Below are 15,828 nucleotides of genomic sequence, written 5' to 3' on the forward strand. Positions count from 1 at the left end.
GCAGGCGGCCCAACCGCCTGCCTCTCATCCGCGGCTAAAGCGTTTTGCGATTTAGCGGGGTCGGCGAGAATCGCAAAGACGCGTCCGAACAAAGAGTTAGAGCTAAGAAGCGTTTCCACTTAAACGCGCTTTGCTCTAGGGAAGCGCGCTCGCCTCGCTGATGCCAGGCCTGAACGCTTCGCGGGCAGCCAATCCGAGGCGATGTCATGCTTTCATTTGTACTGAAGCGCCTGGCGAGCGCGATTCCGACCCTGTTCGTGATCATCACGCTTTCCTTCTTCCTGATGCGGCAGGTACCAGGCGGCCCCTTCAATCTTGCCCGCCCGCTGCCACCGCAGATCATGGACAACCTCAACCGGGTCTATCATCTCGATGACCCGGTCTGGAAACAATACTTAAACTATATCTGGAATGTATTGCGGGGCGATTTCGGCCCCAGCTATGTCTATCGTGATTATACGGTCTCCGAAATCATACTTCAAAAACTGCCGTATTCTTTGCAGCTTGGCGGCATGGCATTGCTCTTGGCTGTCGTCGGCGGCATTCTCATCGGCACCATTGCCGCTCTACGCCAGAATTCGATCGTGGATGTCGCCGTGACCGCGATCGGCAATATCGGCATCACCGTCCCCAATTTCGTCATCGGTCCGGTCCTTGCGCTCCTCTTCGGACAAACCCTGCACTGGCTGCCGACCGGCAGTTGGGGCGACGGTTCGTTTCGCTACCTGCTCCTGCCGATGATCACCCTGGCTCTGCCGGAGCTGGCGACGTTTGCCCGCCTGATGCGCGGTTCCATGCTGGAAGCCTTGCATGCCGACCATATCCGCACGGCCAAGGCCTATGGCTTGCCGGCCAAGCTGACCATCATCGGCCACGCCATGCGGGCCGGCGTCCTGCCGATCGTCACTTACCTTGCCCCCGCCGCCGCCTCGCTCCTGACGGGCTCGGTGGTGGTCGAGAAGGTCTTCGGCATCCCCGGTGTCGGCAAGGATTTCGTCGAAGGTGCCCTCAACCGCGACTATACGCTGGTGATGGGGACCGTCGTGCTGGTCTCGGTCTTCATCATCGTTTTCAACCTGATCGTCGACCTGCTCTACGCCTGGCTCGATCCGAGGGTGCGCAATGACTGAGACGAATTTGACAACAAGCGCTCCTCGTCGCAGCCGCAGTCTGGTCGAGCTTGCCTGGCTCCGCCTCCGCCGCAACAAGGCCGCCATGGTCAGCCTGTTCGTGTTTGCGGCCATCGTACTCTTTTCCGTGCTGGGGCCGTTTTTTTCGCCTCATGGCTACGACCAGGTCTACGGGTCCTACGTCAAGGTTCCCCCCAGCCTCTCGCCTTATCCCAAGCACGCGACACTCGAGGAGGCCATGAAGCGGGCGGCCTCCCAGGCCCGTCTGCAGGTCCAATCTTTCGAGACCTCAGGCACGCAGTTCACGGCGACATTGACTTCCAGCCGGTCGATCGATCCGCGCGCCACCCGCTATGTCGATCGTATCGACGAGTTCCGGAACACCAAGGTCACCGAGACCCGGGACGACGGCCGCACGGTGGTCATGCAGGGCGACATCAATGGCCAGTATTTCCTGCTCGGCACCGATGGCAATGGCCGAGACCTGATGACCAGGATCATGATCGGCGGCCAGGTCTCGCTGCTCGTCGGCCTGCTCGCCAGCCTGGTCAGTCTCATCATCGGCGTCACCTACGGCGCTGTTTCGGGGTTCATCGGCGGGCGTACCGACAATCTGATGATGCGCTTCGTCGAGATCCTCTATTCGCTGCCGTTCATGTTCTTCGTCATCTTGCTGGTGGCTTCCTTCGGGCGCGACTTCTGGCTGATCTTCGTTGCCATCGGCGCCATCGAGTGGCTCGATATGGCCCGCATCGTGCGGGGGCAGACCCTGTCGCTGAAGCGGCGCGATTTCATCTCGGCAGCCCACGCCCTGGGGCTCAGCGAGGGCGCGGTGATCCGCCGCCATATCATTCCCAACACGCTGAGCCCGGTGCTGGTGTTCCTGACGGTGCGTATTCCGCGCATCATCCTGTTGGAAAGCTTCCTCTCCTTCCTCGGTCTCGGCGTGCAGGCTCCTCTGACCAGTTGGGGGGCGCTGATCAAGGAAGGCGCCGATTCCATGGAAGCAGCGCCTTACCTCTTGATCTGCCCAGCCATCTTCCTGGTCACCACCCTGTTCTGCCTCAATTTCATCGGCGACGGCCTGCGCGACGCCTTCGACCCCAAAGATCGCTGAGGAAGACCGATGCAACACACACCCTCGGATCAGGACGCGACAGACACCCTCCTCGACATCAGCGGTCTGGAGGTCAGCTTCAGCACCCCCGACGGCACGGTCAAGGCGGTCAAGGGCATCGACCTCAAGGTCAACAGTGGCGAGACCGTCGCCATCGTGGGCGAATCCGGCTCGGGCAAGAGCCAGACCATGATGGCGCTGATGGGCTTGCTGGCCGGCAACGGCCAAGTGCGTGGATCGGCCAAATATCGCGGCAGGGAATTGCTCGGCCTATCGCCGAGGGAGCTCAACAAGGTACGCGGCGACAAGATCACCATGATCTTCCAGGAGCCGATGACCTCGCTCGATCCGCTTTACAAGGTCGGGCGCCAGGTCGCCGAGCCGATCGTCCATCATCGCGGCGGCAGCTACAAGCAAGCCCGCAAGAAAGTGATCGACCTGTTCAAGCTCGTCGGCATCCCCCATCCGGAGCGGCGGGTGGATGCCTATCCGCATGAGATGTCGGGAGGCCAGCGTCAACGCGTGATGATCGCCATGGCACTGGCCAACGATCCCGACCTCTTGATCGCCGACGAGCCGACCACCGCGCTCGACGTCACCGTACAAGCGCAGATCCTGTCCCTGCTCGCCGAGCTCAGGCAGCGCCTGGGCATGTCCATCGTTTTCATCAGCCACGACCTCAACATCGTGCGGCGCTTCGCCGATCGCGTCTATGTCATGCGTCGTGGCGAAGTGGTGGAGACCGGCACCACGCAAGAGGTCTTCGACAATCCCCGGCACGACTACACCAAGATGCTGCTGGCAGCCGAGCCGTCAGGCCACAAGGATCCACCGCAGCCCGATGCCCCCGTGCTGCTCGAGGGCCGCAACATCCGGGTCACCTATCATCTCAGCGGTAGTATGTTCGGCGGCCACAAGGCCATGGACCTGAAGGCGGTGGACGACGTTTCCGTGCGCCTGCAGCAGGGACAGACCATCGGCATCGTGGGTGAATCAGGCTCGGGCAAGTCGACCCTGGGGCGTGCCTTGTTGCGACTGAACTCTGGCGAGGGCGACATCCGCTTCGACGGCAGGGACATCTCGAAAGCGAGCGTGCTCGAGATGCGGTCGCTGCGGCGCGCCCTGCAGCTGGTGTTTCAGGACCCCTACGGCTCGCTCTCTCCGCGCATGTCGGTGGGTTCCATCGTCACCGAGGGCCTGAGGGTGCACGAGCCGAATCTATCGGCCGCCGATCGCGACAAGCGGGCCATCCAGGCTCTGACCGAGGTTGGTCTCGATCCTGCCGCCCGCAACCGCTATCCGCATGAATTCTCCGGTGGCCAGCGCCAGCGCATCGCCATTGCACGGGCGATGATCCTCAAGCCCAAGGTGGTGGTGCTGGATGAGCCAACCTCGGCGCTCGACCGCTCGGTGCAGAAACAGATCGTCGAACTGCTGCGCGAACTGCAGGCCACGCATGGCCTGTCCTACTTGTTCATCAGCCATGATCTATCGGTGGTGCGGGCCTTGTCCGACTATGTCGTGGTGATGAAGGAAGGCCGCATCGTCGAGGAAGGGGCGACCGCCCAGATCTTCGATGCGCCGCGGGAACTATATACCCAGACCCTGATGGCGGCGGCGCTGGGCAAGGAGCGCGTCGAGGCCACGAATACGGTTTGAGGCCTGGCACGACAGTTGCGTTTGTACAGGTAAAGCATTGTCCGAAAATAATTGAAACGCCTCCTTTGTCATGCCCGGGCTTGACCCGGGCATCCAGCGGCCCCGTCTTCGATACCTGGAAGGGGCTGGATTGCCGGGTCAAGCCCGGCAATGACAAAGGTCGAGCCAATTCGATTCTATTATCGGCGGACGAGCCCTAAGGAGGCGGGATATACGGAGCGTCAGCCAGGAGGCTGACGCTCCGTATATCCCCTTCAAACGTGAACTGCGGCTGTAGTGCCGGGGGGTGTCGTGAGTATCCTTCGAAACTTCGCCCCATCACGCTTGCAGAGCATCATTCTTCGTCTTCCCCCCGCCTGTGTTTCCAACGGAAATATCAAATGAAGAAACCCAGATTCATCCTGCCCGTCACCCTCGCGCTGTCACTCATGCCTACCACCTTGAGCGTGCCGGCCCTGGCTGACGATTCGATGGTGAGCTTTGCCATGCCGAGCGGCAATATTTCCTGCCGCTTCATTCCGCAGAGCGAGGGCGAGGGCGCGAGCGCGGGATTGGAATTGCCGACCCTGAGCTGCGAAAGGGAGAAGCAATCACCCGCGCGGATCATTCTCGGGCCGAGCGGAAAAGGCGCCATCTACAAGGATATCAGCGATCCCTTCTGCTGTGACGGCGACACCACTGTCGGCTATGGTCAGACCTGGGAGAATGGCCCTTTCAAATGCGTCTCGGCCGAGGATGGCCTGACCTGCCGCAGACGAGACGGCCACGGCTTCTTCATCAGCCGGGCCAAACTGTTGGCCTACTGAGGAGGCAGCGGAAAGCTGTCGCCTCCACGACGCTTTGAAGAGCCCTGTCATCCCCCCGTCATCGCTTGGTCTTATCCGCGAATCCCATCACGCAACCTGGATTCGACGAAGGAGCGGCTGGGGATGACGGATGTGAACAGCATCGGGACACAGGCACGAGCCAAGAGCCAGGGCCAAGCCAAGCAGGGCCACGTCAAACAAGCCGTGGAGCACCATCGGCTATTGTCATTGCGCGGCATCCAGGATCGGCTCTTCACCCTGGCTTTCAGCGGCCTCGTCTACGCCCAGATCTGGGAAGACCCGGAAATCGACATGGAAGCGCTGGCGCTGAAGCCCGACGATCGGCTGGTCGCAATCGCCTCGGGCGGCTGCAACGTGATGAGCTACCTCAAGGCCGGCCCGGCCTCGATCACCGCCGTCGATCTCAACCGCCATCACATCGCGCTCAATCGCTTGAAGATCGCCGCGGCCCAGCAATTGCCGGATCATGCCACCTTCTACGATTTCTTTGCGCGCGCCGATCAGCGCCGCAATGTCTCGGCTTATGAAACCGCGCTTCGTCCGCATCTCGACGCCGAGACACGCGCCTATTGGGATGGCCGCGACCTGCTTGGCCGCCGTCGCATCGGCTATTTTGGCAAGAACCTCTATCGCTATGGCCTGCTCGGCCGTTTCATTGGTCTCGGCCACCTGATCGGACGGCTGCATCGCATCGATCCGGCCGACCTGCTGGCAGCCCGCGGCCTCGCCGAGCAGCGTCGTGTCTTCGACGAGCGCATCGCTCCCCTGTTCGATCGCCCGCATATCAAATGGCTGACCCGCCGGCGGGCCTCGCTCTATGGCTTGGGCATTCCGCCGGAACAGTATGACGCCCTGGCCGGCGCCGCCGCCGACGGGGAAGGCATTGCCGATGTGCTGCGCGAACGACTGGAGCGTCTCGCCTGCGATTTCGACCTCAAGGACAATTATTTTGCCTGGCAGGCCTTCGGCCGCGGCTACAAACCGGAGGGCGACGGGCCGGTGCCGCCCTATCTCGAGCGCGCCGCCTATGAGGCCGTGCGCGATCGGGCCGACCGCATCGAGGTGCGCCACGTCAACCTGATCGACCACCTCAAGGCCCAGCCAGCAGCCAGCCTCGACGCCTATGTGCTGCTCGATGCGCAGGACTGGATGACCGATGTCATCCTTACCAAGCTGTGGAGCGAGATCACCCGGACTGCCCGCCCCGGCGCCCGGGTGATCTTCCGTACCGCCGCCGAGGAGAGCCTGCTCCCGGGCCGCATCCCCGCCGACTTGCTGGCACGCTGGTTCTATGACCGCGAGCGTTGCCGGGCCTGGACAGCCCGCGACCGTTCCGCGATCTATGGCGGTTTCCATCTCTACGAGCTGCGAGCCCTCCATTGAGCATCGAGATGCAGACAGGCGATGCTGCGGCGGCGATGAACCGGATCTATCGCCACCAGCGCTACATCTACGATCTCACGCGCAAATATTATCTGCTCGGCCGGGATCACCTGATCGCCTCGCTGCGACCGGCCGCCAGCGATGCGATTCTCGAAATCGGTTGCGGCACCGGCCGCAACCTCATCGCCGTAGCCAGGCGCTATCCCGCCACACCACTTTACGGCTTCGACATTTCGACGGCGATGCTCGAAACGGCCCGGCACTCGCTCGACCGCAATCGCCTGGCGCGAGTCACCGTGGCCGAGGCCGATGCCACCCGCTTTTCGCCTGAACAGCTCGGGCGCAAGGGTTTCGAGCGCATCTACATCTCCTATACGCTCTCGATGATCCCCGACTGGCGCGCCGTACTGGAACGCGCCATTGCCGGCCTGAACCCAGGCGGGCACCTTCTGATCGTGGATTTCGGCCAGCAGGACGGCCTGCCGGGCTGGTTCAAGCACCTGCTCTTCGCCTGGCTGGCACGCTTCCACGTCCATCCCATCGCGGCATTGCCCACAGCGCTGGCGGACCTAGCAAGCCGCGAGGGACTGCGGCTTCGGACCAAAGACCTCTACCGCGGCTACGCCTTCTATGCGGAACTGGAGAGGCCGGCCATAGTGACATAGGTTCGAGCCAATTGCGGGGCACGCTATATTTCCCTTACCCCCGCCTTTCCCAGAACACCGTGCCCTCGAAGCGGAAGGCCTGCTCGCCATGCTGGTTGATGGCTGAACTCAGCATCGAGACGATGCCCCATTCGGGACGGGAAGCGCTCTCCTTCTTGCCCGTGATCTCCACGCTGTAGCGCAGCGTATCACCAGCATGCACCGGCTTGGCCCAGACCATGTTGCGAAAGCCCGGTGACGGGCCGAGCTTGACCACCGGCTTGCCGAGTTGGCGCGCCCTGATGATCTCGACCTCCTGATGCGCCACCAGGAGTTTCATCCAGACCGCGGCAACCTGCCAGCCCGACGCCACCAGGCCGCCGAAATGGCTGGCCGCCGCAGCCGCTTCGTCGACGTGAAAGGGCTGGGGATCGTAGAGCACCGCAAAGCGCTTGATGTTCTCGACCGAAAAGGTGAAGGCACCGATCTCGTCGGTATCGCCGATGGCGAGATCCTCGAAATATTTCATGCCACCAGCCTCCGGCCGAACATGATGGAGCCGGTCTGGGTGGTCACCACCGTCTTTCCATCAGCCACGAGCTCGAACAGGAACTTCACCAGGCCCATCTCGGGGCGGCTCTTGGAAGCGCGCGCCTCCAGGGTCGTGCGGCGAACGCTCAGCGTGACATCCGGGCGGAGCGGCGCCAGCCATTTGACCTCGTCGATGCCGGGCGCGCCCATCGAGGTGGAGCCGAGCATGAAGCCATCGCAGTTGAGCCGCATCAAGATGCAGCAGGCATGCCAGCCGGAAGCGGCGAGCCCGCCCAGCATGGTGCCTTTTGCCGCCTCATCATCGAGATGAAACGGCTGGGGGTCGTATTCCCTGGCAAAAGCGAGGATGGCCTCGCGCGTCAGCTTGTACGATCCGTAGGTGGCAATCTCGCCGACCGGGAAATCTTCGAAATGGAGCAGGGTATCAGCCATGCCCTCAGGATGGACCGATTAGGCCCTCAACGGCAAGAGCCTGATATTTGTCGAGGAAGGCCTCGACCGGGAGCTTACGGAAGTCGGGCAAGGCGGCGCGCAGGGTCTCGTGCGACCAATTCCACCAGCCCAGGGCCTGCAGGCGGTCGGCAATCGCTTCCTCGAAACGACGGCGGATCGGCCGTGCCGGATTGCCGGCGACGATGGTGTAGGCTTCCACGTCCCGGGTGACCACGGCGCCGGCCCCCACCACGGCGCCGATACCGATGCGGCGCCCCGGCAGCACGATCGCGCCATGGCCGATCCAGACATCATGGCCGATATGGACGTCATGTTCCCTGCGCCAGGCGAAGAACTCGTCCTCGTCGCTCTCGCCTTCGAAATAGGCCGAGGCGCGATAGCTGAAATGGCTCTGGCTCGCGCGGTTCATCGGGTGATTGCCCGGATTGATGCGTGTATGGGCCGCGATCGACACGAAACGGCCGATATGGCTGTACGCAATGTCCGAATCGTTGACGACATAGGAATAGTCGCCGAGTTCGACCTCATGCAGGCTGGTACGGGGACCTACTTCGGTGTAGCGCCCGAGCCGGCTTGCGTAAATCAAAGCCGCCGGGTCGACGAAAGGCGTCAGGCTGAGTTTGGGCAAAGGGCGATCCAACGGTGATGGAAGGGCCCTGCTTCCCACTCCGCTGCGACAGCCACGTGACAAGCATCCGCCGGAGCGCCCGATCTGTCGCAAAGGCCCGCGAAATCCGCGGGGGATCGTCACCGAAACATCATTGAACTGCCATCCCTCTGTAATGGCCCAGCGTTACCGACTTCGGAAAGCTGCACGAGAAGGGATCTGTTCATGCTGGCGATCAAAGGAGTTTCCAGGCGCTTCGGCGGCAAGGCTGCCGTCGCGGACGTCAATTTGGAAATCGCGCCCGGCGCCTTCATCGGCGTAATCGGGCGTTCGGGTGCCGGCAAGTCGACATTGCTGCGCATGCTGAACCGCCTCGTCGATCCGAGCGAGGGCACGATCTCCTTCGACGGCGTCGATGTCACGGCTCTGCGCGGCCAGGCCCTGCGCGACTGGCGTGCGCGCTGCGCCATGATCTTCCAGCAGTTCAATCTGATCGGCCGCCTCGACGTGCTCACCAATGTGCTGATGGGCCGCCTCAACAAGGTCTCGACCGCCAGTGCCGTGCTGCAGCTGTGGGGCCTCGAGGACAAGGCCATGGCGCTCGCTGCGCTCGAGCAGTTCGACATCGCCAATCTCGCCGGCCAGCGTGCCGACAGCCTGTCCGGCGGCCAGCAGCAGCGCGTGGCGATCGCCCGCGCTTTGGTGCAGGAACCCTCGATCATCCTGGCGGACGAGCCGATCGCCTCGCTCGATCCGCGCAACACCAAGGTCGTGATGGATGCGCTGCTGCGCATCAACAAGCATTTCGGCATCACTGTCATCTGCAATCTTCATTCGCTCGATCTTGCCCGCGGCTATTGCGACCGCCTGATCGGCATGTCCGCCGGCCGAGTGGTGTTCGACGGCACCCCCGCCATGCTCACCGCCGATGCAGCGCGCGACCTCTACGGCCTTGAGGCCGGCGAAGTCATGGATGCCGATGCCGACGCCAAATGGGCAGGCGACACAAACTCGGCAGGTTTGGCTCGCCCTGCCAGCGTCGCGGCCTGACAGGCCGGCTGCGCATCTTCAAGAGCCACAAGAACACGATATTTCCGACAGGAGAGACCTATGCTTTCGCGCCGCACGCTGCTCGGCCTTGCCGCAGCAGCCATGAGCTTTGCCGCCGGTACCGCCCAGGCCGAGGACTGGAAGGCCCAGTATCCCGAATTGACGCTTGCCGTCATCCCGGCCGAGAATGCCTCCACCACCAATGACCGCTACCAGCCGCTGGCCGACTACATCGCCAAGCAGGTCGGCGTGCCGGTCAAGCTCAACATCGCCAACGACTACGCCGCCGTGATCGAAGCCCAGCGCGCCGGCTTTGCCCAGATCGCCTGGTACGGCCCGGCCTCCTACGCCCGCGCCATCATCACCGGCGTGGCCACCGAGCCGGTCGCCGTTCCCCGCCACAACAATGGCCTCACCGGCTACTATTCGGTGATCTATGTGAAGGCCGACAGCCCCTACAAGACCATCGAGGATCTCAAGGGCAAGAAGCTCGCCCTCGTCGACCCCAACTCGACCTCCGGCAACAATGCGCCGCGCTTCGGCCTGCACAGCCAGGGCATCGACGTCGACAAGTTCTTCTCCTCGGTCGTCTTCGCCGGCAGTCATGACAATGCCGTGCTGGCCCTCGCCCAGGGTACCGCAGATGCTGCTGCCAACAGCTGGAACTCGGAAGACGATTCCAACCTGACCCGCATGCTCAGCCGCGGCATCCTCAAGAAGGATGACGGCACCCCGATGACCAAGGGCGACTTCCGCGTCATCTACAAGACGCCCTTCCTGCCCGAAGGCCCCTATACGGTGCTCGCTTCGCTGCCCGACGATCTGAAGAAGAAGATCGGCGCCGCCCTGATCGACTACGCCAAGAACGACAAGGCCAATTTCGACAAGCTTTCCGATGGCAAGGATCTCGAACTCACTGCGATCAGCGCCAAGGAATATCAGCCGATCGTCGACATGGTGAAGTTCAACGACGCGCTCCGCAAGACCCAGTAAGGGGTCGCAACGACGCAATGAAGGGCGCGCACCGAAAGGTGCGCGCCCTTTGCGCAAGCGGATGACGCCAGGTGGATTTCCATTGGAACCGCGCGCGTTCGACCAGGCAGGAGGATACACAATTGCCGGCTATCAATAGCCTGCCCCAGGCGCAAGCCCAAGCCCTGCTCAGGGCCTATCAGGCAACCATTGCTGCCAAGAAACGCAGGATCTGGCTCGCCGTCATCGTCGGCATCGGCCTCTACGCCCTTTCGGCCCATGTGGCGGCGATCCGGCCGGGCTTCCTGTGGACCCATCTTGGCAACTTCACCTCCTTTTTCAGCCGCATCGCCCCGCCGCTCAGCCTCGGCAATTTCGTCGGCGATGTCAGGGAATGGTATTGGGGCTTCGGCAAATGGCTGGTGCTGCTCGGCGATACGCTGCTCGTCGCTTATCTCGGCACGCTGCTCGGCGTGCTCGGTGCGTTCCTCCTGTGCTTTGCGGCTGCCGCCAATCTGACGCGTAGCCGGCTATTGCGCGCGCTGGTGCGCCGATGGCTTGAGTTCTGCCGCACGGTGCCGACGATCGTCTTCGCCATGATCTTCTTGATCGCCTTCAAGTCCGGCCCGATGGCCGGCGCACTGGCACTCGCCATCCACACCATGGGCGCGCTCGGCAAGCTGTTTGCCGAAGTGGTCGAGAATGCCGACATGAAGCCGGTCGAGGGCACTGTCGCCACCGGTGGATCCTGGCTGGAAAGCATACGCTTTGCCGTGTTGCCCCAGACCCTGCCGAACTTCGCTTCCTATTCCCTGCTCCGCTTCGAGATCAATGTCAGGGAAGCCGGCGTGATGGGCTTCATCGGCGTGGGCGGCATCGGCCAGGAACTCCTGGTCGCCATCCGTACCTTCGCCTATGCCGACGTCAGCGCCATTCTTTTGATGATCATCGTCACGGTCTTCATCATCGATTTCGCCACCGAGAAGCTGCGCCATCGTCTGATCGGTCAGGAGGCGACACCATGAACAACGGCATCAACGGCTCGGCACCGCGGTCGGCAAGCCCTCTCGCCTCCCTCAGCCCCGAAAGGCTCGCCTCCGTGGCAGCCCGCCACCGTGCCCATTTCGAAACCTCCTGGCGGACACGTTTCCTGGCCGGAGGCGTGATAGTCGTCCTGCTCGCCCTTGCCGTCGTCGCCATGGTCCGGCTCGAGGTGACGCCGGAGCGGTTCTTCAGCGGGCTTTCGCGGCTCGGCACCTTCGTCGTGCAGATGTTCCCGCCCAATGACGAGGGTAAGTTCTGGTTCTTCGTCGAGGCTCTCACCGAGACGCTCGCCATCGCCTTTGCCGGCACGCTCACAGCGGCTGTGCTGGCTGCGCCCGTGGCCTTCCTGGCGGCACGCAACGTCATCCCCAATGTCTTCGTCCGCTTTGCCGTCCGCCGTAGCCTCGATGTGATCCGGTCCGTCGATGCGCTGATCTGGGCATTGGTGTGGGTCGGCGTCGTCGGCCTCGGTCCGTTTGCCGGCGTGCTCGCCATCATCTGCGTCGATTTCGGAGCCTTCGGCAAACTGTTCTCGGAAGCCATCGAAACCACCGACAACAGGGCGAGCGAGGGCGTGCTCTCCACGGGAGGCAATCGGATCCACCGCATCCGTTTCGCCCTGATCCCGCAGGTCCTGCCGGTCATGGCGAGCCAGGTGCTCTATTTCTTCGAATCCAATGTCCGCTCGGCCACCATCATCGGCATCGTCGGAGCCGGCGGGGTCGGCCAGTATCTCGCCGAATTGCTGCGCGTGCTCGACCTGCCGCCGCTTGGTGTGCTGATCTTCATGATCCTCGTCACCGTCGCCGTCATCGACGTGATTTCGTCGCGTCTCCGACTTGCGATCATCGGCCAACCGCAGCGGCCTTGAGGCCTATCCCGCCAGGCCGAATGTCGCATCGAACGCCTTCGCGCCGGTGGTCGTGAAGGCGATCACACGCCCTTCTTTGCGCCGGGCCCAGTCGCGCTCGATCATCCAGTCGAGGAGCCTCGCGCCAAGGGCGCCGCCGAGATGGCTGCGGCGTTCGCTCCAGTCGAGGCAGCGTCGGCAGACAGGACGCCGGCTCCTGGCCATGCCGGGGACGTCGAGCCCGAGCCCGACGAAGAAATCCTTGCCCATCGCCGTAACCACGGGATCCTCGTCGCCGCTGATCAAGCCCTGACACACGAAGCCATCCAGCAGGGCAACACCGCGTGCTCCGGCCAAATGGTCGTAGCAGATCCTGGCCGTCCGCATGGCTTCGTCACGCGGGCCGGTCCGCACTCTTATCGCACCGGTGCGCTCGGCCAATCCCATCAGGGCTTCCAGAACCTGGGCCACGTCGTGGCCGGACAGGCGGAAATAGCGGTGCCGCCCCTGCTTTTCGGCGCAGAGCAGGCCGGCGGCATCGAGCTTGGCGAGATGGCCGCTGGCCGTCTGCAGGCTGATGCCACCGGCCTCGGCGAGTTCGCTCGCCGTCAGCGCCCGGCCGTCCATCAGCGCAGTGAGCATGTTGGCGCGCGCCGGATCGCCGATCAGGGCGGCAACCGAGGCGATCATCGGTCCGTCTTTCATACTACGACCATAGCCGAAGCATCGACGCTGCTCAATCGCCTAGCCTGTCCCGGTCGCTTTCAACCCGGGACACCATGATGATCGCCTGCTTCACCCGCCATGACGTCGCCCCCTTCAGGCTTGCGCCGCATGAGGGATCGGCGACGACGGCCCATGGGGCCGACAACGCCGGAGACCTTGGCAATTTGGAGATCGAGCCATGACGATGGCTCAGATTGGATGGATTGAGCGATCTTGTTTGCGAGGGAGCGAGACGGAGGGGAGCAAGCCACGGCCGACAACACCGCCGGCAATGCCGAAGAAGGGGTTGCACGGTCTCTCCGATCGGTTGCTGAGCGACATCGGCGTGATCGACGGTCATGGGAAAAACGACCCGCCCCAGCCTGCCGCCTGCGCCCGAGACCTGATCGATCGCTATCGCTAGAGCATCGCGCCGAAAAGTGGAGACCGGTTTTCGGCAAAACGCATTTTAGCGGAAACGCCCATAGGCGCTAACTTTGGGTGGTGGCACCAGATTGGAGGGTCGATCTCCAGATCGACCATCTTGGAAATGTCGAGCCAGATAGAGGACAAAGGTGGTCGATCTCGCTCCATCAATTGATGGAGCTGTAGAGATCGACCCTCCAGGCTACCGGCGCCTCTGGCCGCAAGGTTAGCGCCTATGGCGGAAACGCCTGTTTGTTCCTGGGTTGGCATATCCAGCCATTGCCTGCTAAAGGGCTGCCTCGCCGTGACGATCCAGCCGGCATCATGGCAAGAGCATCGAAATGAACAAGCATTCCAGCCTTCGGAGCGCTTCCGATCTGGAAGCCAGCGGGCTCATTTCCTCGGCTGAGCGTCTCGACATTGAAGAGGTGGCGCGGCGTTACTCGGTGGCGATCACCCCGGCGATGACCGACCTCATCACCGGCTCTCCCCAGGACGATGCCATCGCCGCCCAGTTCGTGCCAACCGGCCGCGAACTGATATCGAGCCCGGACGAACTCACCGATCCGATCGGGGATGACGCCTTCTCGCCCGTGAAGGGCATCGTGCACCGCTATCCCGACCGTGTCCTGCTCAAGCCGCTGCATGTCTGCCCGGTCTATTGCCGCTTCTGCTTCCGCCGCGAAATGGTGGGGCCGGAGGGCGATACGCTCACCAGCAGCGAACTCGACGCAGCCCTGGCTTACATCGCCAACAATCCTGCGATCTTCGAGGTCATCGTCACCGGCGGCGATCCTTTCGCGCTGTCGCCGCGGCGCATCGGCCGGATCGTCAAAGCACTATCGGCCATCGACCATATCGGGGTGATTCGGTTTCATACGCGCGTGCCGGTGGTAGCCCCCGAACGGATCACCGCCGAACTCATCGAAAACCTCGACAGCCCGAAGGGCGTGTTCGTCGCCCTACACGCCAACCATGCGCGCGAACTCACTCCCGCCGCGCGGGAGGCCTGTACGCGGCTGGTGCAGGCGGGCATCGCCATGGTCAGCCAGACCGTGCTGCTCAAGGGTGTCAATGCCACGGCCGAAGCGCTATCGGCCCTCTTCCGGGCTCTGCTCGGCCTGCGCATCAAGCCCTATTATCTGCACCATGGCGACCTCGCCAAGGGCACCGGCCATTTTCGCACCAGCATTGCCGAGGGCCAGGCGGTGATGCGGGAGCTGCGCGGCAGCCTCACCGGCCTCGGCCAGCCCACCTATGTGCTCGACATTCCCGGGGGCCACGGCAAGGTGCCGATTGGACCGAGCTATCTTGCAGCCGAGGGCGAAGACGGCCATCTCGTCACGGACCCGCGTGGCGGCGTGCACGCCTATCGGGGCTAGAGCAAAATGACTTTTCCCCGAATTGTCATTCTTCTCTAACTCTTTGTTTTAACGCGTTTTCTTCATCGAAAAGTCCATCAACTTTTCTGGAAAACGCTCTAGGTGTTACCGTCAGTTCTGGACCACGATTTCGGTACGGTCGGCGGCGAACAGGCTGAAAATCGCCTGGATCGGCACACCGTCACTATCGACATTGACGCCCTCCACCGTCAGTACCGGGCGGCCCGCCGCAATGTCCAGCCTGGCTGCCTCGTCTGGAGAGGCAAAGCGGGCGCCCAGACGCGTCGCCTGGCGCTTGTAGTCGTCGACGCCGCATTCGGCCAAGGCCGGTGTCACGGCCCCGAAGCGACGATAGGCATCGGCAAAGCCGGCAAAGCGCGGCAGAGGCAGGAAAGCGCTGCCGAAGGCGATCGGGACACCATCCGCCGAACGCAGGGTCAGCAGCCTGAGCACGAGACTGCCGGGCGCGATCGCCAGAAGGCTGGCGAGACGCGGATCGGCCTGGACTTCGCTGGCTTCCAACATCGTGCCCCCCGCTTCGCGCCCCTCCTGGGCCATGTTCTGGCTGAAACGGGTGCGCGCGCCGATCGGATAGGCGAGACGGGAAAGTTCGACGAAAGTGCCCTTGCCCTGCGCCGTGCGCACGAGGCCTTTACCGGCCAACTCGCTCAGAGCGCGACGTACCGTATGCCGGTTGACGCCGAAACGTGCGGCCAGCACGGCCTCCGTCGGCAATTGGGCGCCGGGTGCCAGCATGCCGCCGACAATCTCAGCCTCGACGAGATCGGCAATCTTGCGCCAGGCGGCGATACCATCGCCACGAAAGACCGCACCATCCATGGCGATGCCATCGCCTGGCAAAACCGTGCCTTCAGCGGCGGCGCGTTCGTCTGCTGCGCCCAGCGGCGAAAAATTCCGGGTCGGGACTGGTTTTGTCATGGAAGCGTTGCAAGGTTCCTCATATAGTTGTCTATATCACTAGACAACTTGCTTCGCCAGCCCTGTTTCGAGCCCAGCCTGTTGTGAC

The 15,828-nt window shown here is 63.0% G+C and carries 17 protein-coding genes; 12 read left to right on the forward strand and 5 right to left on the reverse strand.

The genetic code is table 11. From position 1 onward, the window contains the following. Positions 1 to 206: 206 nt before the first annotated feature. The 6 genes from ACR9ZN_RS16520 (at position 207) to ACR9ZN_RS16545 (ending at position 6,781) form a co-directional block, all read left to right on the forward strand. On the forward strand, positions 207 to 1,130 hold the full coding sequence (locus ACR9ZN_RS16520; protein WP_434957488.1) for an ABC transporter permease subunit: 924 nt from the start codon (positions 207 to 209) through the stop codon (positions 1,128 to 1,130). Further along, positions 1,123 to 2,247 carry an ABC transporter permease gene (locus tag ACR9ZN_RS16525; RefSeq protein WP_434957489.1) on the forward strand — a complete coding sequence of 375 codons (1,125 nt, stop codon included), beginning with the start codon at positions 1,123 to 1,125 and terminating at the stop codon, positions 2,245 to 2,247. The genes ACR9ZN_RS16520 and ACR9ZN_RS16525 overlap by 8 nt, the downstream gene beginning before the upstream one ends. A 9-nt stretch (positions 2,248 to 2,256) precedes the next feature. Then, positions 2,257 to 3,906 (forward strand): ABC transporter ATP-binding protein, encoded by a 1,650-nt coding sequence (locus tag ACR9ZN_RS16530; protein WP_481272697.1) that lies wholly within the window; start codon positions 2,257 to 2,259, stop codon positions 3,904 to 3,906. Between the two features lie 380 nt (positions 3,907 to 4,286). Beyond that, on the forward strand, positions 4,287 to 4,712 hold the full coding sequence (locus ACR9ZN_RS16535) for a DUF6636 domain-containing protein (RefSeq protein WP_434957491.1): 426 nt from the start codon (positions 4,287 to 4,289) through the stop codon (positions 4,710 to 4,712). A 123-nt stretch (positions 4,713 to 4,835) separates the two neighbouring features. Continuing rightward, positions 4,836 to 6,116 (forward strand): BtaA family protein, encoded by a 1,281-nt coding sequence (locus ACR9ZN_RS16540; protein ID WP_481272698.1) that lies wholly within the window; start codon positions 4,836 to 4,838, stop codon positions 6,114 to 6,116. Between the two features lie 8 nt (positions 6,117 to 6,124). Beyond that, a complete protein-coding gene (locus ACR9ZN_RS16545) occupies positions 6,125 to 6,781 on the forward strand; it encodes a class I SAM-dependent methyltransferase (protein WP_481272699.1) in 657 nt (218 codons plus the stop codon). 34 nt (positions 6,782 to 6,815) lie between these two features. Here the strand turns inward: ACR9ZN_RS16545 and ACR9ZN_RS16550 are convergent, their stop codons facing one another. From ACR9ZN_RS16550 to ACR9ZN_RS16560, 3 genes are read right to left on the reverse strand one after another with little or no spacing between them, the layout of a single operon-like run. Beyond that, the gene (locus ACR9ZN_RS16550; protein ID WP_434957494.1) at positions 6,816 to 7,289 is read right to left on the reverse strand and encodes a MaoC family dehydratase; all 474 of its coding nucleotides are present in this window, start codon (positions 7,287 to 7,289) and stop codon (positions 6,816 to 6,818) included. Continuing rightward, positions 7,286 to 7,744, reverse strand: coding sequence for a MaoC family dehydratase (locus ACR9ZN_RS16555; RefSeq protein ID WP_481272700.1), 459 nt, complete (start codon positions 7,742 to 7,744; stop codon positions 7,286 to 7,288). Before ACR9ZN_RS16555 ends, ACR9ZN_RS16550 begins: the two co-directional genes overlap by 4 nt. A 4-nt stretch (positions 7,745 to 7,748) precedes the next feature. Beyond that, positions 7,749 to 8,393: an LbetaH domain-containing protein gene (locus ACR9ZN_RS16560; RefSeq protein ID WP_481272701.1), complete on the reverse strand. Its 645-nt coding sequence runs from the start codon at positions 8,391 to 8,393 to the stop codon at positions 7,749 to 7,751. Between the two features lie 204 nt (positions 8,394 to 8,597). On the opposite strand from ACR9ZN_RS16560, the gene phnC reads away from it, so the two are divergent. The 4 genes from phnC to phnE (ACR9ZN_RS16580) all read left to right on the forward strand — a co-directional run bounded on the left by phnC (position 8,598) and on the right by phnE (ACR9ZN_RS16580) (position 12,309). Beyond that, positions 8,598 to 9,422 carry a phosphonate ABC transporter ATP-binding protein gene (gene phnC / locus ACR9ZN_RS16565; RefSeq protein ID WP_481272702.1) on the forward strand — a complete coding sequence of 275 codons (825 nt, stop codon included), beginning with the start codon at positions 8,598 to 8,600 and terminating at the stop codon, positions 9,420 to 9,422. Positions 9,423 to 9,482: 60 nt separating this feature from the next. Beyond that, positions 9,483 to 10,415, forward strand: coding sequence for a phosphonate ABC transporter substrate-binding protein (gene phnD / locus ACR9ZN_RS16570; protein ID WP_434957498.1), 933 nt, complete (start codon positions 9,483 to 9,485; stop codon positions 10,413 to 10,415). Positions 10,416 to 10,537: 122 nt separating this feature from the next. Continuing rightward, a complete protein-coding gene (gene phnE, locus ACR9ZN_RS16575) occupies positions 10,538 to 11,419 on the forward strand; it encodes a phosphonate ABC transporter, permease protein PhnE (protein WP_454815139.1) in 882 nt (293 codons plus the stop codon). Then, complete coding sequence (phnE, locus tag ACR9ZN_RS16580; protein WP_454815141.1) at positions 11,416 to 12,309, forward strand: phosphonate ABC transporter, permease protein PhnE; 894 nt, start codon at positions 11,416 to 11,418, stop codon at positions 12,307 to 12,309. The genes phnE (ACR9ZN_RS16575) and phnE (ACR9ZN_RS16580) overlap by 4 nt, the downstream gene beginning before the upstream one ends. Positions 12,310 to 12,312: 3 nt before the next feature. On the opposite strand, the gene ACR9ZN_RS16585 is transcribed toward phnE (ACR9ZN_RS16580), so the two are convergent. Continuing rightward, positions 12,313 to 12,993, reverse strand: coding sequence for an ArsR/SmtB family transcription factor (locus ACR9ZN_RS16585; protein ID WP_481272703.1), 681 nt, complete (start codon positions 12,991 to 12,993; stop codon positions 12,313 to 12,315). A 74-nt stretch (positions 12,994 to 13,067) separates the two neighbouring features. On the opposite strand from ACR9ZN_RS16585, the gene ACR9ZN_RS16590 reads away from it, so the two are divergent. Together ACR9ZN_RS16590 and ACR9ZN_RS16595 are read left to right on the forward strand one after the other, a co-directional pair. Beyond that, positions 13,068 to 13,196 carry a hypothetical protein gene (locus ACR9ZN_RS16590; RefSeq protein WP_434957502.1) on the forward strand — a complete coding sequence of 43 codons (129 nt, stop codon included), beginning with the start codon at positions 13,068 to 13,070 and terminating at the stop codon, positions 13,194 to 13,196. 564 nt (positions 13,197 to 13,760) lie between these two features. Next, complete coding sequence (locus tag ACR9ZN_RS16595) at positions 13,761 to 14,801, forward strand: lysine-2,3-aminomutase-like protein (protein WP_481272704.1); 1,041 nt, start codon at positions 13,761 to 13,763, stop codon at positions 14,799 to 14,801. A 111-nt stretch (positions 14,802 to 14,912) separates the two neighbouring features. On the opposite strand, the gene phnF is transcribed toward ACR9ZN_RS16595, so the two are convergent. Beyond that, a complete protein-coding gene (gene phnF / locus ACR9ZN_RS16600) occupies positions 14,913 to 15,740 on the reverse strand; it encodes a phosphonate metabolism transcriptional regulator PhnF (protein WP_481272705.1) in 828 nt (275 codons plus the stop codon). Positions 15,741 to 15,828: the final 88 nt, after the last annotated feature.

The sequence above is a fragment of the Labrys sp. HAY1-8F genome, assembly GCF_056754975.1.

Excerpts from the sequence above, each read along its gene's own strand:
- ACR9ZN_RS16520 (WP_434957488.1), top strand. The coding sequence starts at position 207 with ATGCTTTCATTTGTACTGAAGCGCCTGGCGAGCGCGATTCCGACCCTG.
- ACR9ZN_RS16525 (WP_434957489.1), top strand. The coding sequence starts at position 1,123 with ATGACTGAGACGAATTTGACAACAAGCGCTCCTCGTCGCAGCCGCAGT.
- ACR9ZN_RS16530 (WP_481272697.1), top strand. The coding sequence starts at position 2,257 with ATGCAACACACACCCTCGGATCAGGACGCGACAGACACCCTCCTCGAC.
- ACR9ZN_RS16535 (WP_434957491.1), top strand. The coding sequence starts at position 4,287 with ATGAAGAAACCCAGATTCATCCTGCCCGTCACCCTCGCGCTGTCACTC.
- ACR9ZN_RS16540 (WP_481272698.1), top strand. The coding sequence starts at position 4,836 with ATGACGGATGTGAACAGCATCGGGACACAGGCACGAGCCAAGAGCCAG.
- ACR9ZN_RS16545 (WP_481272699.1), top strand. The coding sequence starts at position 6,125 with ATGCAGACAGGCGATGCTGCGGCGGCGATGAACCGGATCTATCGCCAC.
- ACR9ZN_RS16550 (WP_434957494.1), bottom strand. The coding sequence starts at position 7,289 with ATGAAATATTTCGAGGATCTCGCCATCGGCGATACCGACGAGATCGGT.
- ACR9ZN_RS16555 (WP_481272700.1), bottom strand. The coding sequence starts at position 7,744 with ATGGCTGATACCCTGCTCCATTTCGAAGATTTCCCGGTCGGCGAGATT.
- phnC (WP_481272702.1), top strand. The coding sequence starts at position 8,598 with ATGCTGGCGATCAAAGGAGTTTCCAGGCGCTTCGGCGGCAAGGCTGCC.
- phnD (WP_434957498.1), top strand. The coding sequence starts at position 9,483 with ATGCTTTCGCGCCGCACGCTGCTCGGCCTTGCCGCAGCAGCCATGAGC.
- phnE (WP_454815141.1), top strand. The coding sequence starts at position 11,416 with ATGAACAACGGCATCAACGGCTCGGCACCGCGGTCGGCAAGCCCTCTC.
- ACR9ZN_RS16585 (WP_481272703.1), bottom strand. The coding sequence starts at position 12,993 with ATGAAAGACGGACCGATGATCGCCTCGGTTGCCGCCCTGATCGGCGAT.
- ACR9ZN_RS16590 (WP_434957502.1), top strand. The coding sequence starts at position 13,068 with ATGATGATCGCCTGCTTCACCCGCCATGACGTCGCCCCCTTCAGGCTT.
- ACR9ZN_RS16595 (WP_481272704.1), top strand. The coding sequence starts at position 13,761 with ATGAACAAGCATTCCAGCCTTCGGAGCGCTTCCGATCTGGAAGCCAGC.
- phnF (WP_481272705.1), bottom strand. The coding sequence starts at position 15,740 with ATGACAAAACCAGTCCCGACCCGGAATTTTTCGCCGCTGGGCGCAGCA.